The following is an 18,895-nucleotide window of genomic DNA, read 5'->3' as shown; positions in this document are numbered from 1 at the left end:
TTTTCTTGCAATTTCCTCCACACGGACGGATTCAAATGCTGAGTCAACAACAAAAACGTGCCCTGACGCCTTGGCTGTTCATGGCGCCGGGAATAGTGATGTTCCTGCTGTACGTCGTGTGGCCTATTGGTCAGAGCTTGGCCCTGAGCTTTTACCAATGGGACGGGTTGTCCGCGCCGACCTATATTGGTTGGGACAACTACATCGAGCTGTGGTCCGACCCGACCTTTATGGTGGCCTTGAAAAACAACGTTATTTGGTTGGTATTGTATATGTTGGCCGTGCCCTTTGGTTTGGGTATCGCGCTGTTGCTGAACCAAACGGTGACGGGCATTCGGTTGATCAAGAGCCTGTTCTTTTTCCCCTTTGTGATTTCCCAAGTTGTGGTTGGGTTGGTGTTTGCGTGGTTTTACGACCCCAATAACGGCTTGCTCAACATTGTGTTGGCATGGTTTGGATTCGACCCGGTCAGTATCCTGGCCGACGAAGACCTGGTTACCTACGGCATCATCGCCGCCGGGCTGTGGCCCCAGACCGCGTACTGCATGATCTTGTACCTTACCGGCTTGAATTCGGTCAGTCCTGACGTGGTCGAGGCCGGCAAGATCGACGGTGCCGAAGGCTTTCGCATGCTCTGGAGTGTGGTCCTGCCCCAGCTGCGTCCGGCGACCTTTATTGCCGTGGTGGTGACGGTGATTGGCGCGCTGCGATCGTTCGATTTGATCGCCATCATGACCCAGGGCGGTCCATATCAACAATCCCAGGTGCTGGCCTACTACATGTACGAGCAAGCACTGTCCGAATACGGCTACCGAATGGGGTATGGCAGCGCCATCGCCACGGTGCTGTTCATGATTATGATGGTTTATATCGTCGGCTTCTTGGTCAAAATGTACCGCGACGAGCGGGGTGTCTGATGTTTCCTGAACCGATACAAAAACGTTCCATTTTTGCCCAAATCAGCTACAAGATCACGCTGCCCTTGGCCTTGGCGGTGTGGTTGTTGCCGCTGTTTGCGGTGTTGCTGACCGCGGTGCGACCGGGTGGCGACATCAATGCGGGCAACTATTGGGGGATGCCCAGTGAAATCCTGTGGTGGCAGAACTTTGCCGAGGTGATTTTTAACTCCGAGGTCGGTCCGTACATGATCAACTCGCTGAAAATCACCATCCCAACCATGCTCGGTGCGGTCGGGATTGCGTGCCTAACCGGGTATGCGCTGGCGGTTTACCGTTTTCGGTTGAATCTGGTCGTGTTCTTTATGTTCATTGCCGGCAACTTTGTGCCGTTCCAGATTCTGATGGTGCCGGTGCGCGAGCTTACCCTGCAGCTGGGTCTGTATAACTCGATGTGGGGCTTGGTGATGTTTCACGTGGCCTTTCAAGCGGGGTTTTGTACGCTCTTTATGCGCAATTTCATCAAGGCCTTGCCGTTTGATTTGATTGAAGCGGCGCGTATTGATGGCGCCAGTGAGTTTGCGATTTTTACCCGTATCGTGCTGCCGTTGATGCGCCCGGCGATTGCGGCCTTGTGCGTGCTCATCTTTACCTTTATCTGGAACGACTTTTTCTGGGCCACGGTGCTGATCCAGTCCGAGTCAGACATGCCGGTTACCGGTGGGCTTAAAGCCTTGAACGGACAGTGGGTGGCGCGCTGGCACCTGGTCAGTGCCGGTTCGATCATCGCGGCACTGCCGCCGGTGCTGATGTTCTTCGCCATGCAAAAACACTTTATTGCCGGGCTGACGCTGGGGGCTAGCAAGGGATGATCGCGCTTGAATGTGGTCACAATCAGCTGATTGTGGATCAGGCTGGACGGGTCGCTCACTTGGGCGCGCGGCTGCCGCTGCGACATATTCCGAATTACCAACCGCAGGTGTCGCGGGCGCGCACTGAACAGCCCAGCTGGCCCGAGGCATTGCCGTTGGCCGGCAATGGTTGGTTTGGCGTGCCGGGTTTGGCGGTACATTGTCGCGGTGACAATGCCCAGCCACGGCCGTCGAGCGTGCGCGTTGAGGTGGCCGACGGGTGCCTGGCGATTCACTTTTACGATGCCGTGATCGACTTGCATTGGAGTCAGCATTGGCACGCGCTGGGTGATAGCGGCGTATTTCGTGTCCACAGCGAAGTGCTGCCGTCGCAGGACACGCAGCTGAACTATTTGGCCAGTGTCGCGATTCCGGTGGTGCATGCCAGTGATGTGCTGTTCTGTGCCGGGGGGTGGACCCGGGAAGGGCAGTTGCATCGCCAAACCCTGCAGGTCGGTGGCTGGCACCAAACCAGTCGGGTCGGCCGCAGTGGCCACGACCATTACCCGGCGTTTTACGTCAATCAACCGGGCCGCTCGATGGTGCTGTCGTTGGCCTGGAGTGGCGATCATGAGTCCCACGTCGATGTCTTGGCCGAGGGTCAGCGCCTGGCCCAAATTGGCGAGCACCTGGCGGTGCCATTGGCACTGTCAGCGGGCCAGCGTCACCAGTCGCCGCCGGCCTTGGTCAGTGTCGGTCCCAGCGAACAGGCGGCGCAGCATGATCTGCACCAAGCGCTGCGCGCGCACTGGTTGCCGGTTGATGTGGCGCAGCCGCGTGACGTCCATTTAAACAGTTGGGAAGCGGTTTATTTTGACCATAACCTGCCGGGTTTGGCGGCACTGGCCGCGGCCGGAGAGCGCGCTGGGGCCGAGCGTTTCGTGTTGGACGATGGCTGGTTCGGCTCGCGCCGCAATGATGAATCTGGCCTCGGTGATTGGACGATTTCATCCGAGGTCTGGCCGGAGGGATTTACCCCCTTGGTCAAGGTGCTGGCCCAGCATGGGCAAAATTTTGGACTGTGGGTCGAGCCGGAAATGGTTAATCCGGTTTCGCAGTTGGCCGCGCGCCACCCCGAGTGGATGTTGCACGATGCCCGCTACCCGCCCATTCAAGGTCGCCAGCAATTGATGCTGGATTTGGGCCTGGATGCGGTCCAGAACGCGCTCTTTACAGCCTTGGATGCGGTCTTGTCGGCCTACCCGATTCGCTACCTAAAGTGGGACCATAACCGGCTTGCCGGGCAACCGCGTTCGCAAGGGCGCTATGGCACACGCGCGGCGGTGCTGGGCGTGTACGCACTGTTTGAACGCCTGCGAGCGGCCCATCCTGACGTTCAGATCGAAAGCTGCGCGTCCGGTGGCGGACGCATGGATTTGGGTGTGCTGCGGCATTGCTACCGGGTCTGGACCAGCGACTGCAACGATCCGATAGAGCGGGCGCTGATGCAGCCGGCGATGATCAAGTTTTTACCACCCGAAGTGCTCGGCTCACACGCGGGTCCCGCGGATTCACACACAACATCGCGGGTGACTGCGCTGAAAACCCGAATTATTTCGGCGCTTCAGGGCAGCTACGGTTATGAATTCAACCTGGCAAGTTTGGACGAAGCGCAGCTTGCGCTGCTGGCCGAGGGCGCGCAGTGGTACAAGGCCAACCGGCTGTGGATGCAGTGCTGCGAGAGTTTTGTGTTGACGGAACCGGCGGCGCCTCGACAGCTGCTGATGAAACGTTCGGCGTGCGGCTCGCACATGGCGCTGTGGGTGATTCAGGTGCGGGCTGAACCTGGCGGAGTGGCGCCACCGGCGCGGTTGCCGCTGGACGGCGAGTGGCGGCTGAATACGGTGATGGACAGTGACTTGCACGGTTTTAGCCGTGCCTACACAGCGCCGCCATCATTCAGCGGCGAGGTCCTCAGTGGCGCCTGGTTGGCGGCCCAAGGCTTGAACCTAGTCACGCTGTTGCCCGAGCAGGCCCTGTTAATTGAAGGCACCCGGGTATGACGATTCGGGCGTTCGCGCCGGGTCGCGTCAATCTGATTGGCGATCATATTGATTACCTGGGGGGTGATGTGTTGCCGATGGCGCTGGCGCTGGGCACGCGGGTGTCGATCACGCCGGCCGCTACATTTGAATTCATCAGTGCCGACTACCCCGAAGTTTGGCGTGGTGATCATTGGCCGGCGCCGTCCGGGCAGTGGTACGACTACCTGGTGGGGTGCCTGCAAATTTGGCCGGGTCCAGCATTAACGGCGTGCCGCATTTATGTGGCCGGCGATTTGCCGCGCGGCAGCGGACTGAGCTCCAGTGCAAGCTTGGAGGTGGCGGTGCTAACCGCGCTGAACCATGCGCTATCGGGTGGTTTAAGCGCGACCGAAATCGCCGTGCTCGGTCAGCGCGTCGAGCGCGAATGGATTGGTTTGAACTGCGGCATTATGGACCAGTACGCCAGTGCGCATGGGCGCGCCGGGCATGCGCTGCGCATTAACTGTGGAGTGCCCGCGCACACCGACGTCGCGCTCAATCTAGGGGACACTGAAATTTGGGTGGTGAACTCAAAAGCGCCGCGTGGATTGCCCGGCAGCCTGTACAACCAGCGCGTCGCCGAAACCGCCGAAATCGCTCGGTGCCTGGGGGTGACAGGGGCATTGGCGCATTGCCCGGACGATCGGATTGGCGAGCTTGCGCCGGCGTTGCAACCTCGATTGCGCCATGTCGTCAGCGAACAGGCACGGGTTGGTGAGTTTGTCGCGGCGGCAGCCAGCGGCGATGTGGCGACGATGGGGGCGTTGATGAATGCGTCCCACGACTCGCTGCGCGACGACTACCAGGTCTCGGGGCCGGATCTAGACGCCCTGCAGGTCGCGCTGTTGGAGTGCCAGGGTGTGCTGGGGGCACGCATGACCGGCGGTGGCTTTGGCGGTTGTGTGGTCGCTTTGGTCGCCGCTGATGCGGTCACGGCGATGCAAGCCGGGGTCGCCCAGGACTACGCCGAGGCGACCGGCCGAGTGCCGGACTTTATTGCCGGTGTGCCGTCCGCGGGGGCCCACATCCTATGAGTGGCCATTGGGAAAAGCGCTGGCATCCGCTGCGCCGAGAGTGGGTCATTATCAGTGCCAACACCGCGGCGCGTCCGTGGGGCGGTGCCCGGGTCGATGGCGCGGGCCCCGCGGCTGTCAAGCACGACCCCAATTGCTACCTGTGCCCGGGTAACACACGCGCCTGCGGTGACACCAATCCGGCCTACGTTGGAACCTATGCCTTCGACAACGACTTTCCGTCGCTGTCATTCGCCGCGCCGGTCACCGCCGCCGCGGGCCGCGATCAAGCCGGTGGTCTGTGTCGAGTCCTGTGCTGGAGCCCGCGCCACAACGATTCCCTGGCCAGTTTGGATGACGCTGCACTGCAAGCCGTGGTGCGCTTGATGCGCGATGAGCATCGTGCCGCGCGCCGGCCAGGTGTCGCCCAAGTGTTGGTGTTTGAAAACCGCGGCGCCGAGATCGGCGTTTCAAATCCGCACCCGCATGGCCAGCTATATGCGACTGACTTTGTAACCCGCCAAGCGGACGAATGGCGCGACGCCCAGCACCAGCACCGGGTTAAATCGGGCGGACGGTTGATTCCGGATTACTTGGCCGGGATGGCTCCAGGGCAGCGCATCGGTGGCCAGGGTGAATGGTCGGTGTACGTGCCCGAATGCGCGCGCTTGCCGTTTGAGACCTGGACTACGTTGGACAGTGCAGTCAGTCATCTGGACGGTCTGAGTGATGCCCAGTGCGATGCCTTGGGGCCGCTGCTGGGCCAGTTAGTTCGGGCCTACGACGGCCATTTTGGGCGCGCGACGCCGATGAATCTATTGTGGGCCAGCGCTCCGGTTGATGGCGATCCACGCAACCGCGACTGGCAGCTGACGTTAATGGCCCAGCCGGCGCTGCGCGAGCCGGATAAATTGAAGTATTTTGGTGGCTTCGAACAATTGAGCGGCAATGTGGTCAACCCGCTGCGCCCCGAGGACGCGGCGGCCCAGTTGAGTTTGGCCATGGCGCGCGCAGCGCGCGCATAAAGGAGGCCGCATGCGGTTAGGTACCTGTTATTTCCCAGAACATTGGGACCCCAGTGAGCACCAGCGCGACGTCGACCTGATGGTTCAGGCGCGTTTGGATATCGTTCGCATGGGCGAGTTTGCCTGGTCGCGGATTGAGCGTGAATCAGGCCAATTTGATTTTGATTGGATGGATCGCACGCTGGACCGCATGCACAGCGCCGGTCTTGAGGTGTGCTTGTGCACGCCGACGGCGACACCACCTAAATGGTTGGTCGACCGTTACCCCGAAATACTGCCGGTCGGGCCGGATCGGCAGCTGCGCGATTTCGGTTCGCGTCGCCACTATCGTTTCGCCAGCACCGTGTATCGCGAGCAGTCCGAACGGATCACCGAAATTGTGGCCGCGCGTTGGGGCCAGCACCCGGCCGTCACGACCTGGCAAACTGACAACGAATACGGCTGTCACGACACCACGTTCAGTTATGCGCCGGATGATTTGCGCGCATTCAAGGACTGGTGTGCGGCTCGCTACGCCACGCCAGACGCGTTGAACCGAGCGTGGGGCAACGCCTTTTGGAGTCAAGAAATCACTGACTTTGACCAGCTCTGGTTGCCGGTCGGTGCGGTCACCGAAATCAACCCAGCCTGTGCCTTGGCGTGGCGCCGGTTTGGCTCGGATCAAGTGGTCGACTTCAACCGCTCGCAAGTCGAGTTGTTGCGCACGCACAGTCCGGGGCGGCGGGTGGCGCATAATTTCATGGGCTTTTTTACCGAATTCGACCATCACCGCGTGGCGGCAGATTTGGACATTGCGGCCTGGGACTCGTATCCCTTGGGATTCACCGATATGTCGCCGTTGCCGCTGGCGCAAAAGCTCGAGTACATGCGCACGGGGCACCCGGACATCGCCGGGTTCCATCACGACCTGTATCGCGGCATGGGCGATTTGTGGGTCATGGAACAGCAGCCCGGGCCGGTCAATTGGGCGCCGCACAATCCGGCGCCGTTGCCGGGCATGGAGCACTTTTGGATCTGGGAGGCCTGGGCCCACGGGGCCGACGTCGTCAGCTTTTTCCGGTGGCGCCAGGCGCCTTGGGCCCAGGAGCAAATGCACGCCGGCATGCTGCGGCCGGACGGTCAGCCGGACGCGGCATTTTATGCGGCCCAACGCGCCGCCCAAGAGCGCGACCAATGGTTCCCCAACGGAGTGCCGGCGAACGTCCAGGCGCCGGTTGCGCTGGTGTTGGACTACGAATCCTTGTGGGCTCAGGAGATTCAGCCTCAGGGTGCCAGCTGGAATCCGCTGTGGGAGGCTATGCGTTGGTACCGTGCTGCTCGCGAGAGCGGTTTGACCTTGGACGTGGTGGGTCCCGGTGCTGACCTGAATGGCTATGCGCTGGTGCTGTGCCCGGCCAGCGCGATTGTCGATCCGGCGCGGGTCGATCAACTGGCCGCCGCGAGCGGCCGCGTCTTACTCGGTCCGCGTAGCGCCAGTAAAACGCCCGAGCTGAGTATCCCCGAAGGCCTGGCGCCGGGGGCGATGACGCAATTGATGCCCATTAAGGTGGTCCGAGTTGGCTCATACCGCAGCGAGTGGTCGATGGGCTGCGAATTACCCGACGCGCGGGTGGTCCGGTGGCGCGAACAAATCGAAACCTCGTTGACGCCCCAGGCATTGGCTGAGGACGGTGGCGGGCTTTGGTATCGCAACGGTCTGGTTGATTATTTGGCCGCGGCGCTGGATGACGATGGGTTGCGCCGGTTCATTGCGGACCGTGCGTGCGAGCAAGGGCTGAACTGCGAGGTGCTGGCGCCGGGCGAGCGTGTGCGCGTGCGCGGTGCGATGCGCTGGCATGCCAACTCTGGCCTGGCGCCGGTGGAGGGTGCCCAGGGCGCGCTCGGCCAGGGCCAGTTTTCGATCACGCCTTAACCGAAGCTGAGTAAGCTCAAGGCCATGGCTTGGCCGCGTATGCCCAGCAAACGCTGGTACTCCGGCCCGTCAGCCCAGGCCCGTGCCGCGGCGGTGTCCGGAAAGCGTAGTAAGGCCAGGGCGTCGGGTGCGCTCATTAGGGTCTCGTTAAACAAAAAAGTATCGAAGTCGGCGCGCGCGACCGCTTCGCCTGCGTAGGGCCTCAGGGTAGCCGCGACTTGGTCGCGGTACTGGGCAAATGCCTCGGCATCTTTTAAGTGAATCAATCCAACTACGTAACAGCTCACGTTCGTCTCCTTTTGGTCCTAGGAACCATTGCGCGGGTGCGCAGTCCTAGGGGTATCAAACAACGGAAAGCATCCATGAAAACTATCGCCATGACTATGCTCGTTACGGTGTCGACGCTGGCCGCGGCCGCCACTGATCCGGTCTACACCTCACGGTTTAGCAACAATGCCCTAGGTGGTTATGACGCCGTCAGTTACCACGCGGGCTCGCCACCGCAGCGTGGGAATACGGCCTTTAGCCATGACTACATGGGCGCAACCTGGCTGTTCGCCAACGCTGCCAATCGCATGGCGTTCGCCGCGTCACCCGCCCAGTACGCGCCGCAATACGGCGGCTATTGCGCCTGGGCTGCGGCCCAAGGCTATACCGCCAGCGGTGACCCGATGCAGTATTCGGTCGTCGATGGGCGCTTGTTTTTGAACTATAACGCCAGCGTGAAACGTAACTGGGAGGCGGATATTCCCGGGTTCATTAAGGCCGCGGACGCGAATTGGCTTGGGTTATTGAATTAGATGTGTGTCGATGACCGGAACGTCGCCATAGGCGGTCGCGCGATTTTTGCCGGTGCGTTTGGCGTGATACATGGCGGTGTCTGCCTCGCGTAGCAGCTGGCCCAGGGTCGATGAACGTGAACCCATGGCATAGCCAATGCTGGCGGACAAGATACTGGAGCGATCTTCGACGCGAACGGGCTTCATGATCTCGCGTCTAACCCGTTCGGCGACGGTGTGGAGGTCGCCCGGTCCGCGAATTTGGGTGCACAAAATAACAAACTCATCACCGCCGATACGGGCCACGCAGTCGGTGGCGCGCGCGGCCACGGTTAAGCGTTGCCCAATTTGGTGCAACACCCAGTCGCCCACTTCATGGCCATAGTTGTCGTTGATGGGCTTGAACCCATCCAGGTCAATTAGCAGCAAGCCAATGGCGATGCCGGCGTCGCGGATGTTGAGGGCAAATAGCTGCTCAAAGGTGTGCTCTAATTGGCGGCGGTTGGCCAATCCGGTCAGCGGGTCCGAGTTGGCCTGGGCATACAGCTGATCGCGCGCGGATTCGGCATCGCGCAGGGCGGTGTACAGCGCCAGCGTCTTGGATTCCAGTAGCTGCTCGGCTTCGTTGCGAGCCGCTTCGACCCTCAACAGTTTGCGTTCCAGCCGAGCGATTTGCTTGGCTTGTTCGTCGCTCACGCGGCCATCCGGGTCAGAGTAAAGATGACGTGGGTTTGGGCTTCATCCGAGCGGTCGTCCATGGCAATGTCGATGTGTTCGTTAAAGTGGCCAACGCAACCGGCGATCAGGCCGTAGGCCAATGTCGACAACGGCTTGTCCGAGCGGTAGGTCATTTCGAGCACATGTTCGGCTAAGCGGTTTGGGTAAAAGCGGGGCAATTCAGCCTCGGGGTAAAGCTTCATCACTTCCACGTGGATGGTGTTGTCGAGCTTTTCCAATAGCTGAAAGGTGCTGGTGACGCCCTCAAAATGGACCGGGTATTTGATCGCAAAGCGCCCCAGCAGGTGCTCACCATAGACCTGTAATAGATCTGGGATTGATACCCCAGTGCGCTCACTGAGGGCGCTGATAAGGCTGACCATTTCACTGAAAGGGTAGGTCCCGACTGCTGTGTAGGCGGCATTCGACGCCAGCGTGCTTGACTCTATGATGCCGTCAGCCATGTCCAGGCCAAATTTTGCTTCGACCAAATTCAAGAATTCGAGAAAAATAACACCTTTCATATAAAGCAGCCTTTATGCATTTGTCCGACGACATAGCCCGACCCGTTTAGTGTAGAAGAGTGTGATCAATTTCACACAGATACAGATGGCCGAATTGAGACAAGAATAGGCCGATAATACCGGAGCGTCCTTTACGCGTCGGCGGTAAACTAGGCGCAGGACAAGGAGGACACGGCGATGCAAACCCACGACGGCTGGTTAGTGATCATGAGCAAGCCCAAAGCTGAGCTCGACGCCAAGCATCAACTCGGCAACCAGGGCTTCGATGTTTACCTGCCCATGCGGCCGGCCCGTGCGCGCAGTCAAACACCGGCCCAGCCGGTGCCGCTGTTTCCGCGTTACTTGTTTGCCCGATTAACCGCCGCCGCGCCCTCCGTAATGCCGATTCGCTCGACCCGAGGCGTCAGCCAAGTAGTCCGATTTGGCACCCAAATGGCTTGGGCGACCGACCCGCTGATTCAACAAATCCAAGAGTTTGAGGCGCGCCTGCTGGCCGCCGGCACACCCGGGCGTTTCAAATCCGGTGACCGGGCCGAAGTGCTTAGCGGCCCTTTTGCCGGGGTTACCGCCGACGTTTTGAAAAGTGATGAGGCGCGGGTGGTGCTGTTGCTGACGATCTTGGGCGGGCAACAGCCGGTATCATTTAACGCGGATATCTTGGCGCCGGTTTAATCCGCCAGCTCGGCCGTCAGTCGTCGCCACACCCACCAGGTTGATCCGACAAACACCAGCAACAGCACCAGGCTAACTGCGCCATACCCGTTGTCGATAGCGCGTTCAATCGAGGCGCCAAAGGTATAGCCGATGCCGACCATGATGCTGGCCCAGCTGGCCGCTGATGCGGCATTGAGCAGACTAAAATGCGGCCACGCAATGTCGGTCAGGCCGACCGGAAAGGCGCCCACGGTGCGCAGACCCTTTGGATAGCGATAGATAAATATATAGGCGGCGCCGTAGCGGTTAAGCAGCAAGGTGGCACCGGCGACCCACTTGCTCAGCCGCGGTTTGTCCGCCAGCCAATTGTTCCCGTAGCGCCGCGCCACCCAGAAACGCACTTCATCACCTAGGTAGCCGCCGGCAAAGGCTGCGGCGCCGACCCAGACCGGATCAAGGGCGCCTTGGTGTGCTGCGAACCCAGCAAACAGGGGCAGGGCACCGCTTTTTAAGGCGCAATAAATAAATAACATCAGGTAAATCGTGGGGCCAAGTTGTTGGATCAACGACAGGATGCTGTCCATGTGCGCTCGGGCCTTTGAGATGGGGGGGTGTAGATGGTGGGCCTGCTCGGACTTGAACCGAGGACCGAACGATTATGAGTCGTGTGCTCTAACCAACTGAGCTACAGGCCCCGCTACACTGCTAACCAAAGCAGGCTTTGGTCGGCGCGCAGTATAGCCCAAGTTAGGGTGGCGCGGTCTAGTCGGCGCCGCCGGGCGCGCGAATTTGCGCCAGTGAGGTGCGGATGCTGGTGCGCAGTTCGATTTCGCGACTGACGGTGGCCGCGAGGGCAAACAGAATGTCCCGTTCACGGGCGTCCAGCGCCTGACGCGGTTCATGGTCGATCAGGCAAAAGGTCGCCACACGGTAGCCGGCGGATAAAATAGGGGTGCCTGCGTAGTAACGGATGTAGGGCTCGCCCGTCACCAGCGGATTGTCCATAAAGCGCAGGTCACGATGGGTGTCCTTTACCTCGAAAATGCTGTCATCCAAGATCGTATAGTTGCAAAAGGCTTGGTCGCGGGGTGTTTGATGGGCTGACAGGCCAACGCAGGATTTAAACCACTGGCGGTCCTGATCGATCAGGCTGACCAGCGCGATGGGGACTTGAAAAATATTGGCCGCCATTTGAGTCAGCCGGTCAAAGCTCTTTTCGGCGCCCGTGTCGAGCAGGTTTAAGGCTTGCAGTGCGGCCAGCCGCTGGGATTCGTCGCTTGCTGTCGGATAGTCAGCGTTCGCCATTCCGGGGCCTCTTCAATCGGGTGGGCCGGGCCAATCGCGCATTTAACGTGCACGATCAAGCCCGCCGCGTCCGGTTACTCGTCCAGGAAGCTGCGCAGGTGATCCGAGCGTGTCGGGTGGCGCAGCTTGCGCAGAGCCTTGGCTTCGATCTGACGAATACGCTCACGCGTGACGTCAAACTGTTTGCCGACCTCTTCCAAGGTGTGATCGGTGTTCATATCGATGCCAAAGCGCATGCGCAGCACCTTCGCTTCGCGTGCGGTCAAGCTCGACAGTACGTCTTGGGTTGCTTCTAACAAGCCCTCTTCAGTGGCACGGTCCAGCGGGCTCGACGCGCTGCTGTCTTCGATGAAGTCACCCAAGTTAGAGTCTTCGTCGTCACCGATAGGCGTTTCCATTGAAATCGGTTCTTTGGCGATTTTCAGGACCTTGCGGACCTTGTCTTCTGGCATTTCCAAACGCTCACCCAGCTCTTCAGGTGTCGGCTCGCGGCCCATTTCCTGGAGCATTTGGCGACTAACACGGTTCAGCTTGTTGATCGTTTCGATCATGTGGACCGGGATACGAATGGTTCGTGCTTGGTCGGCGATCGAGCGGGTGATGGCCTGACGAATCCACCAGGTCGCGTAGGTCGAGAACTTATAACCGCGGCGGTATTCAAACTTGTCGACCGCTTTCATCAGGCCAATGTTGCCTTCCTGAATCAAGTCGAGGAACTGCAGTCCACGGTTGGTGTACTTTTTCGCGATCGAAATCACCAAGCGCAGGTTAGCCTCGACCATGTCGCGTTTGGCCCGGCGAGCTTTGGACATGCCCTTGTTCAGGGCGCGCTGCAATGCCTTTAACTGGGTGAAGGTTAGGCCCGACGCCTGCAGCACCGAGGCAATTCGGATTTGGCAGCGTTTGATGTCGGAAATGTAGCGGTCCAGCATTGGCTTTTTCGACTTGCTGCGAATTTCATCAAACCATTCCGGGTTGGTTTCGTTACCGGTAAACGACTTAATAAATAGGCTGCGGTCGACACGGGCGTGGCGTACGCACATGTTTTGAACTTGGCGCTCTTGCTCTTTGACGTGATCCAGGACTTCTTTGACCTGACTGACCATGTCTTCGTAGACGCGCGGAACCAGTTTAATCGAACAGAAAACGTCAAGCAGTTCGTCCATTGCCAAGTCGAAAGACTTGGTGCCGCGGCCGTCTTTGGTTTGTGCGGCTTTGACCGATTCCAAGTGAGTGCGGATCAGCTCAAAACGGGCGCCGACTTCGACCATGTCCGGGCCGCTCGGGGCCTCGTCTTCGTCGTTTTCGTCGTCTTCGTCGCTCTTGTCTTCTTCAACCGCTTCGCCGGCCTTGATCGCTTCGGCTTGGGCTTCGGCAGCCTCGGCGGCGATCTGCTCGGGGCTCTTGGGGTCTTCGACTTCGTCCAAGAAACCGCTCATCAGGTCGGTGATCCGGCCGTCTTCTTCGATGATGCGGTCGTATTCGGCCAAAATGGCATCGACCACGCCGGGGTAATGGGCCACGGCCGCCATCACTTCGCGGATGCCGTCTTCGATGCGCTTGGCGATGACAATTTCGCCTTCACGGGTCAGCAGGTCGACCGTGCCCATTTCGCGCATGTACATACGCACGGGGTCGGTGGTGCGCCCGATGTCGGTTTCAACACCGGTCAGTACCGCGACCGCTTCTTCGCTGGTCGAGTCGTCCGCGGAGCTGTCGCCCTTGGCCAACAGCAGTTCCTCGGCGTCCGGTGCTTGCTCGGACACCGGGATGCCCATCTCGTTGATGGTGCGAATGATTTCCTCGACCTGTTCGGGGTCGGCAATGTCTTCCGGCAGGTGGTCATTGACCTCGGCAAAGGTGAGGTAGCCTTGTTCACGCCCACGGGCAATCAAGTCTTGGATGCGGGACTGGCGGGTGCCCGAGACGTTTTCGTTTGCTTCTGACATAAGATCCTGACGGCAAAAGGTGTGCGGAGGTAGCCCTGAATTATACCACAGGAATTAAAAGCCGTGGTCAGGGCTTTTTCTGGGTTTGTGCGGCGTTTCGCGCTGCAATCAAGCGTGCTAGTGCGCTGGCATCGTCGTTGCCGCTGGCTTTGATTCCGCGGCGCTCCAGCTTGGCGCTGCGACGGTCGCGGTGGTTTTCCAGGTCCTGCCATTGTGCGGCCAGTCGGTCCTGGGCAATCAGTGGGTCGCGGCGCGTGAATTCGGCAAAGATGCGGCCAATGTCGGTGTTCGAAAAATACCCCATCAGCGCCGCGGTGCTGTCGATCTTGTGGTCGACAATGGCCTCGATGACTTGGTTGATGGCGCGCTCCCAGGCCCCTTCGTGAGCCCAGCTCATCGGTTCCACGGCTAGGCTGGGTAGGTGGTACAGGCACTGCAAGTACTTGGCTTGGGCCGGCAGATTAATGCCAATGGGCGGCAACTCAAGCTTGGCCTCTGGGGCGGCGGGTGCCTCGCCAATCGGCATGGGTGCTGGATCGAAGTCGGCGTAGTAATCGGTGCCCTCGTTGTCGTCGGAACCTGCGTAGTTCATCAGCTCGTCATAGCCGTCGTTGGTCACCGGTTCAGCCGGCGGCTCGGGCTCGGGTTCTGGCGCAGGCGTCGGCGCCGGTTCGATTGGCGCGGGCTGCGCATGATCAACCAGGTCGCGGATCGCGGTCTTGTCGGTGCCGACGCGGCGCGCCAACTCATCCAGCATGAGTTCTTTTGGCAGGCCCTTGGGCATGCGCTTTAGGTGTGGCGCGACAATGCCGCCCAAGCGTGCGCGAGAATCCAGCCGCTGCATGTCCAGGTCCACACACAGGTGGTCGAATAAAAAGTCGGTCAGCGCGACTGCTTGACTCAGCTGCTTGTGATAGCCCGCCGTGCCCTCGGCTTGCAGCAGTGAATCAGGGTCCTGGCCATCGGGTAAAAACAGGAACAGGAATTCGGTTTGACCGTCCATCATTGGCAGGGCGTTTTCAAGCGCGCGCCAGCCGGCCTTTTTGCCCGCTTTGTCGCCGTCAAAACAAAATACGACCTGTGGAACCAGTCGGCACAGCTGCTCTAAATGGTCGGCCGTGATCGCGGTGCCAGAAGTCGCCACGGCGCAGGGCAATTCGAACTGGGCCAGCGCAATCACGTCCATTTGTCCCTCGACCACGATCAGCCGCTCCAGCGTGCGGTTGGCGGTGATGGCTTCGTGCAGTCCGTATAGCACTTTACCTTTGTGGAAAATGTCGCTTTCGGATGAGTTCAAGTACTTGGGCTTGCTGTCGTCCAGCACACGCGCGGTAAAGGCCACCGTGCGGCCGCGCCGGTCGCGGATCGGGAAGGTCACGCGATTACGAAAACGGTCGTAGTTGCGCCCAGGTTTGCGCACCAACAGCCCGGCCTTCTCCATTTCGTCGTCGTTGAATCCCGATTGGGTCAGGTGTTGACGCAGCGCCTGGCCGCTGACGGGGCTGAGGCCGATACCGAAACGTTTGGCAGTCGCGCCGCTGAGGCCGCGGCCTTTAAGGTAGTCGATGGCGCCGGCTTTGTTGGCGGCGTTGCGCAGATTCCATTGGAAGTACTCGTCCGCCGCCTGGACCACGTCATACAGACGCTGACGTGCTTTTTGGGCGCGCTCTTGGGCCGGGCTGACGTCTTCGCGCGGGACCTCTACGCCTTGGCGCTTGGCCAGCATCTCGACCGCGCCAATAAAGTCCAAACCACGCTTTTCCTTGGCATAGGTCAGGGCATTGCCGGACGCGCCACAGCCAAAGCAGTGATACACCTGTTTTTCGGGCGAGACGCTAAACGAGGGGCTGCGGTCGTCGTGGAAGGGGCACTTGCCCTGGTAATTGTTGCCGGAGCGTTTGAGCGCGACGTCCTCGCCGATCAACGAGGTCAACTCGACGGTGTCGAGTAGCTGATCAATAAACGATTGTGGGATTTGCCCGGCCATGCGGACGGTGACCTTAGCCTAACCGGCTTTTGATTTTGCCGCTGAGTTGGCCGAGGTCGGCGCGCCCGGTGACATGGGGTCGCAGCCAAGCCATCACGGCACCCATTTGGGCCATGCTGGTTGCACCGATCTCGCTCATGGCTTGATCGATCAGTGCGGCCAATTCATCCTCCGACAGGGGGGAGGGCAAAAAGGTCTTTAAAATTTCAGCTTCCGCTTCTTCCTGATCGGCCAGCTCGGGGCGGCCTGCATCGCGGAATTGGGTAGCAGAGTCGTCACGTTGCTTAACCAGCTTCGTGACGATCGCAAGAACATCGGCGTCGGTCAGTACAACCCGCTCGTCGATTTCCTTTTGGTTCAGTGCAGCCAGCGCCATGCGCACGGTGCCTAAGCGAAGTTTGTCCTTCGCTCGCATCGCGTCTTTCATGGCGGCGGTTAACTGTGCCTTTAGCTCACTCATGGTTGAGGGCTAAACCTTAGTACAAACGTTCGAACTTTTTGGTTTCGCGTGACAACTTTTTCAAGTGACGCTTAACCGCAGCCGCCGCCTTGCGCTTACGCACTGACGTGGGCTTTTCGTAGAATTCACGGCGACGTACATCGCTCAGAACTCCCGCTTTTTCGCATGAACGCTTAAAACGACGTAGGGCTACGTCAAAAGGCTCGTTGTCTTTGACTTTAACGAACGGCACAGGTATTCACCTCTCTAGGTTAGTCAGGGTCTTTTGACCCATAAGGGCGCGAAAACATACAGATGAATGGATTGAACATCAAGGCTTTCGGACATAGGGTTGCCGGATGAATATCTTAGGCATTGAGACCAGCTGTGACGAAACCGGTGTTGCGGTCTATCACACGACGCGTGGCTTGCGCAGCCATCAACTCTACACCCAGGCCGCAACGCACGCCGAGTACGGCGGCGTGGTGCCGGAATTGGCCTCGCGCGACCATGTCCGCAAGCTGCCGTGGCTGATTGATGCGGCCTTGGACGAGGCCGGCATTGTCGCCGCTGATTTGGATGGCGTCGCCTACACCCGCGGCCCCGGTTTGGTCGGGGCGTTGTTGGTCGGCATCAGCACCGCGCGCGGGCTGGCGGCACGCTTGGGCATTCCGGCACTGGGTGTGCATCACCTTGAAGGCCACTTGTTGGCGCCGATGCTGTCGGATAACCCGCCGCCATTTCCGTTTGTGGCGTTACTGGTGTCCGGCGGCCACAGCCAGTTCATCGAGGTCCTTGGGGTTGGTCAGTACCGACTGCTGGGTGGCACTATCGATGACGCCACCGGCGAAGCCTTTGACAAGGTCGCAAAACTATTGGATCTGCCGTACCCAGGCGGGCCGCACCTGGCCAAGCTGGCAGAACGCGGGGACCCGCTGCGCTTTAAAATGACGCGCCCCATGGTCGATCGCCCGGGCTTGGATTTGTCGTTTAGTGGGCTCAAAACCCAGGCCCTAGTTCAGGCCAAAAAATTGGCGGTGGACGGGCGTGTCGGCGACCAAGACGCGGCCGATTTGGCGGCGGCGTTCGAGCACACCGTGGCGGAAACGCTGTTTATCAAGTGTAAACGTGCGCTTGCTGAAACCGGCCTGACGCGGCTGGTGATGGCCGGCGGGGTGGCGGCGAACCTACGGTTACGTGCGCGCTTAGCACAATTGGACGCTGAACTTTTCTACCCGCCGCTGGCGTACTGCACCGATAACGGTGCCATGATCGCCTATGCAGGGGCCCAGCGAATCCACGCCGGACAGGCGGATGAAGGTTACCCAGGGCCGCGCCCACGCTGGCCATTGCAGGAGTTGTCACATGTCTGATTCGGTCTTTGTCACGGGATTGGTGTGCGAAACCATCGTCGGTGTTTACGATTTTGAGCGGGTTGCCCCGCGCCAGTTACTGATCGACCTGGACATGGATTGGGACAATCGACCGGCCGGGGCCAGCGATAACCTGGAATTGGCGCTGAATTATGATGCCGTCAGTCAGCGCGTGCGTGCGCTGGTCTCGAGCATGCAGCCGCTGCTGATCGAGACGATTGCCGAGGCCGTCGCCCAAGATTTATTGCAGACCTTTGGCCTGTCACGGTTAACGCTGACCTTGCACAAACCCGGCGCGGTTGCCGGGACCACCTCGCTCGGGGTGCGCATTACTCGCCAGCAAGCGCACTGAGCCAGGCGCTGTTGAGCGCCTGACCCAAGGCCGGCCCCTGGTGCCGATCGGCGAAGTCGGCGGCGCTAATGGTCCGGGCCCGGGCGATTTTGGGCGCCAAGGCCGGGTCGTCAATCCAGCCGGCAAGGCGTTGCCAACGCGGTGTGTTTTTAATCACGCCGGTGCGCAGCATCAATGCCGGGCGCAGCTCGGGGGTGCGTGCCCACGCCCGGGCGTCGGCCATTAAATCCAGGGTCGCGTTGGGTGCGCGCCAGGCACCGGGCCATGCCAAGGGTTCGGGTGCGGCGGCATTCCAGCTGGCCAATTGTCCGTCCATGGTGCCGTCACTGGCCGCTGCCGGTAGCCAAAAAGTGGGCAACGCCAAAGCCTGATCCAGCTGCCACTCGTTGAGCGTTTGAAAAAACACCCGGGCGTCGCCGGTGAACGCCTTGGTCGCTTCTTTCCACAGCCGCTCGACCGACAGGTGCTTAAGCTCCGGGCGCATCTGCGCTATCACATCAATTAGCTCGGGAGCGGCGCGGAAACCGGGCAACTGGGCCATAAAGCGTGCCGCACGAATCAGCCGCAACGGGTCCTCCAAAAAGGCTGCGCTGACCGGCCGTAGCACGCGATCCATGAGTGCCTGGTGACCCTGATAGGGGTCGTGAAGCTGACCGTCGCGGTCGATCGCCATGGCGTTGATGGTGAAGTCGCGGCGGCTTAAATCCTGTTCCAGGGTGACCTCGGGCGTTGCATGGAACTCAAAGCCTTGGTGGCCCGCCGCGGTTTTGCGTTCGGTCCGGGCCAGCGCGTACTCCTCGTGCGTCATTGGGTGCAAAAACACCGGGAAGTCTTTGCCAACGCGCTGAAATCCACGTGCCAGCATGGCCTCGGGACTGGCGCCGACGACGACCCAGTCGCGCTCGTGAAACGGGCGCTTCAACAACAGATCGCGGACCGCGCCGCCGACCAATAAAACAGTCAGGCCTTCGACTACAGGGTCGTCAGGAAAGTCGTACACGCACAGTCGCCTATTTAACGGGAGCCGGCCTAGAT

20 protein-coding genes and 1 tRNA gene are annotated in these 18,895 nt (G+C 60.1%); 10 read left to right on the top strand and 11 right to left on the bottom strand.

The genetic code is table 11. The features are described from left to right. Positions 1-35 precede the first annotated feature (35 nt). The 6 genes from GH975_RS11380 to GH975_RS11355 are packed head-to-tail and all read left to right on the top strand — an operon-like array spanning position 36 to position 7,781. Complete coding sequence (locus tag GH975_RS11380) at positions 36-917, top strand: carbohydrate ABC transporter permease (RefSeq protein WP_246164724.1); 882 nt, start codon at positions 36-38, stop codon at positions 915-917. Then, the gene (locus GH975_RS11375; RefSeq protein ID WP_153714634.1) at positions 917-1,768 is read left to right on the top strand and encodes a carbohydrate ABC transporter permease; all 852 of its coding nucleotides are present in this window, start codon (positions 917-919) and stop codon (positions 1,766-1,768) included. The genes GH975_RS11380 and GH975_RS11375 overlap by 1 nt, the downstream gene beginning before the upstream one ends. Continuing rightward, the gene (locus GH975_RS11370; RefSeq protein ID WP_153714633.1) at positions 1,765-3,810 is read left to right on the top strand and encodes an alpha-galactosidase; all 2,046 of its coding nucleotides are present in this window, start codon (positions 1,765-1,767) and stop codon (positions 3,808-3,810) included. Before GH975_RS11375 ends, GH975_RS11370 begins: the two co-directional genes overlap by 4 nt. Further along, the gene (gene galK, locus GH975_RS11365; RefSeq protein WP_153714632.1) at positions 3,807-4,865 is read left to right on the top strand and encodes a galactokinase; all 1,059 of its coding nucleotides are present in this window, start codon (positions 3,807-3,809) and stop codon (positions 4,863-4,865) included. Before GH975_RS11370 ends, galK begins: the two co-directional genes overlap by 4 nt. After that, complete coding sequence (gene galT, locus GH975_RS11360) at positions 4,862-5,869, top strand: galactose-1-phosphate uridylyltransferase (RefSeq protein ID WP_153714631.1); 1,008 nt, start codon at positions 4,862-4,864, stop codon at positions 5,867-5,869. The genes galK and galT overlap by 4 nt, the downstream gene beginning before the upstream one ends. A 10-nt stretch (positions 5,870-5,879) precedes the next feature. Beyond that, on the top strand, positions 5,880-7,781 hold the full coding sequence (locus tag GH975_RS11355; protein ID WP_153714630.1) for a beta-galactosidase: 1,902 nt from the start codon (positions 5,880-5,882) through the stop codon (positions 7,779-7,781). On the opposite strand, the gene GH975_RS11350 is transcribed toward GH975_RS11355, so the two are convergent. Further along, a complete protein-coding gene (locus tag GH975_RS11350; RefSeq protein ID WP_153714629.1) occupies positions 7,778-8,068 on the bottom strand; it encodes a DUF1330 domain-containing protein in 291 nt (96 codons plus the stop codon). The genes GH975_RS11355 and GH975_RS11350 overlap by 4 nt on opposite strands. 75 nt (positions 8,069-8,143) lie before the next feature. Here GH975_RS11350 and GH975_RS11345 point away from each other — a divergent pair, with 75 nt between their 5' ends. Then, positions 8,144-8,581 (top strand): YHS domain-containing (seleno)protein, encoded by a 438-nt coding sequence (locus GH975_RS11345; RefSeq protein ID WP_153714628.1) that lies wholly within the window; start codon positions 8,144-8,146, stop codon positions 8,579-8,581. On the opposite strand, the gene GH975_RS11340 is transcribed toward GH975_RS11345, so the two are convergent. Further along, positions 8,570-9,256, bottom strand: coding sequence for a GGDEF domain-containing protein (locus tag GH975_RS11340; protein ID WP_153714627.1), 687 nt, complete (start codon positions 9,254-9,256; stop codon positions 8,570-8,572). The genes GH975_RS11345 and GH975_RS11340 overlap by 12 nt on opposite strands. Continuing rightward, on the bottom strand, positions 9,253-9,801 hold the full coding sequence (locus GH975_RS11335) for a heme NO-binding domain-containing protein (protein WP_153714626.1): 549 nt from the start codon (positions 9,799-9,801) through the stop codon (positions 9,253-9,255). Before GH975_RS11335 ends, GH975_RS11340 begins: the two co-directional genes overlap by 4 nt. A gap of 177 nt (positions 9,802-9,978) precedes the next feature. Here GH975_RS11335 and GH975_RS11330 point away from each other — a divergent pair, with 177 nt between their 5' ends. After that, on the top strand, positions 9,979-10,473 hold the full coding sequence (locus tag GH975_RS11330) for a transcription termination/antitermination NusG family protein (protein ID WP_153714625.1): 495 nt from the start codon (positions 9,979-9,981) through the stop codon (positions 10,471-10,473). On the opposite strand, the gene GH975_RS11325 is transcribed toward GH975_RS11330, so the two are convergent. The 7 genes from GH975_RS11325 to rpsU all read right to left on the bottom strand — a co-directional run bounded on the left by GH975_RS11325 (position 10,470) and on the right by rpsU (position 16,388). Then, positions 10,470-11,039, bottom strand: coding sequence for a DedA family protein (locus GH975_RS11325; RefSeq protein WP_153714624.1), 570 nt, complete (start codon positions 11,037-11,039; stop codon positions 10,470-10,472). The genes GH975_RS11330 and GH975_RS11325 overlap by 4 nt on opposite strands. 34 nt (positions 11,040-11,073) lie before the next feature. Further along, a tRNA-Ile gene (locus tag GH975_RS11320) sits at positions 11,074-11,150 on the bottom strand. A gap of 67 nt (positions 11,151-11,217) precedes the next feature. Beyond that, entirely contained in the window at positions 11,218-11,760 is a 543-nt protein-coding gene (locus tag GH975_RS11315) for a GAF domain-containing protein (protein ID WP_153714623.1), read from the bottom strand. A 74-nt stretch (positions 11,761-11,834) separates the two neighbouring features. Beyond that, positions 11,835-13,709 (bottom strand): RNA polymerase sigma factor RpoD, encoded by a 1,875-nt coding sequence (gene rpoD / locus GH975_RS11310; RefSeq protein ID WP_153714622.1) that lies wholly within the window; start codon positions 13,707-13,709, stop codon positions 11,835-11,837. 67 nt (positions 13,710-13,776) lie between these two features. Next, positions 13,777-15,696 carry a DNA primase gene (dnaG, locus tag GH975_RS11305; RefSeq protein WP_153714621.1) on the bottom strand — a complete coding sequence of 640 codons (1,920 nt, stop codon included), beginning with the start codon at positions 15,694-15,696 and terminating at the stop codon, positions 13,777-13,779. A 13-nt stretch (positions 15,697-15,709) separates the two neighbouring features. Further along, positions 15,710-16,156: a GatB/YqeY domain-containing protein gene (locus GH975_RS11300; protein ID WP_153714620.1), complete on the bottom strand. Its 447-nt coding sequence runs from the start codon at positions 16,154-16,156 to the stop codon at positions 15,710-15,712. 16 nt (positions 16,157-16,172) lie between these two features. After that, positions 16,173-16,388: a 30S ribosomal protein S21 gene (rpsU, locus tag GH975_RS11295; RefSeq protein ID WP_153714619.1), complete on the bottom strand. Its 216-nt coding sequence runs from the start codon at positions 16,386-16,388 to the stop codon at positions 16,173-16,175. Between the two features lie 106 nt (positions 16,389-16,494). Here rpsU and tsaD point away from each other — a divergent pair, with 106 nt between their 5' ends. Together tsaD and folB are read left to right on the top strand one after the other, a co-directional pair. After that, positions 16,495-17,508 (top strand): tRNA (adenosine(37)-N6)-threonylcarbamoyltransferase complex transferase subunit TsaD, encoded by a 1,014-nt coding sequence (gene tsaD, locus GH975_RS11290; protein WP_153714618.1) that lies wholly within the window; start codon positions 16,495-16,497, stop codon positions 17,506-17,508. Then, positions 17,501-17,860, top strand: coding sequence for a dihydroneopterin aldolase (gene folB / locus GH975_RS11285; RefSeq protein WP_153714617.1), 360 nt, complete (start codon positions 17,501-17,503; stop codon positions 17,858-17,860). The genes tsaD and folB overlap by 8 nt, the downstream gene beginning before the upstream one ends. Here folB and GH975_RS11280 read toward each other — a convergent pair. Further along, positions 17,838-18,860, bottom strand: a complete 1,023-nt coding sequence (locus tag GH975_RS11280) for a polynucleotide adenylyltransferase (protein ID WP_211365814.1) — start codon at positions 18,858-18,860, stop codon at positions 17,838-17,840. The two genes, folB and GH975_RS11280, sit on opposite strands and share 23 nt — an antisense overlap. Between the last annotated feature and the right edge of the window lie 35 nt (positions 18,861-18,895).

It is taken from the genome of Litorivicinus lipolyticus (assembly GCF_009650135.1).
In the GTDB taxonomy this organism is placed as follows: Bacteria; Pseudomonadota; Gammaproteobacteria; order Pseudomonadales; family Litorivicinaceae; genus Litorivicinus; species Litorivicinus lipolyticus.
The sequence above is the reverse complement of the archived record's forward strand: the minus strand, read 5'-3'. Positions and strand labels throughout refer to the sequence as shown.

Bases quoted from the DNA above. Each gene is read 5' to 3' on its own strand.
- GH975_RS11355 (WP_153714630.1), top strand. From the start codon at position 5,880: ATGCGGTTAGGTACCTGTTATTTCCCAGAACATTGGGACCCCAGTGAG.
- tsaD (WP_153714618.1), top strand. From the start codon at position 16,495: ATGAATATCTTAGGCATTGAGACCAGCTGTGACGAAACCGGTGTTGCG.
- galT (WP_153714631.1), top strand. From the start codon at position 4,862: ATGAGTGGCCATTGGGAAAAGCGCTGGCATCCGCTGCGCCGAGAGTGG.
- GH975_RS11370 (WP_153714633.1), top strand. From the start codon at position 1,765: ATGATCGCGCTTGAATGTGGTCACAATCAGCTGATTGTGGATCAGGCT.
- folB (WP_153714617.1), top strand. From the start codon at position 17,501: ATGTCTGATTCGGTCTTTGTCACGGGATTGGTGTGCGAAACCATCGTC.
- GH975_RS11325 (WP_153714624.1), bottom strand. From the start codon at position 11,039: ATGGACAGCATCCTGTCGTTGATCCAACAACTTGGCCCCACGATTTAC.
- GH975_RS11380 (WP_246164724.1), top strand. From the start codon at position 36: ATGCTGAGTCAACAACAAAAACGTGCCCTGACGCCTTGGCTGTTCATG.
- GH975_RS11330 (WP_153714625.1), top strand. From the start codon at position 9,979: ATGCAAACCCACGACGGCTGGTTAGTGATCATGAGCAAGCCCAAAGCT.
- GH975_RS11300 (WP_153714620.1), bottom strand. From the start codon at position 16,156: ATGAGTGAGCTAAAGGCACAGTTAACCGCCGCCATGAAAGACGCGATG.
- galK (WP_153714632.1), top strand. From the start codon at position 3,807: ATGACGATTCGGGCGTTCGCGCCGGGTCGCGTCAATCTGATTGGCGAT.
- GH975_RS11375 (WP_153714634.1), top strand. From the start codon at position 917: ATGTTTCCTGAACCGATACAAAAACGTTCCATTTTTGCCCAAATCAGC.
- GH975_RS11335 (WP_153714626.1), bottom strand. From the start codon at position 9,801: ATGAAAGGTGTTATTTTTCTCGAATTCTTGAATTTGGTCGAAGCAAAA.
- dnaG (WP_153714621.1), bottom strand. From the start codon at position 15,696: ATGGCCGGGCAAATCCCACAATCGTTTATTGATCAGCTACTCGACACC.
- rpoD (WP_153714622.1), bottom strand. From the start codon at position 13,709: ATGTCAGAAGCAAACGAAAACGTCTCGGGCACCCGCCAGTCCCGCATC.
- GH975_RS11315 (WP_153714623.1), bottom strand. From the start codon at position 11,760: ATGGCGAACGCTGACTATCCGACAGCAAGCGACGAATCCCAGCGGCTG.
- GH975_RS11345 (WP_153714628.1), top strand. From the start codon at position 8,144: ATGAAAACTATCGCCATGACTATGCTCGTTACGGTGTCGACGCTGGCC.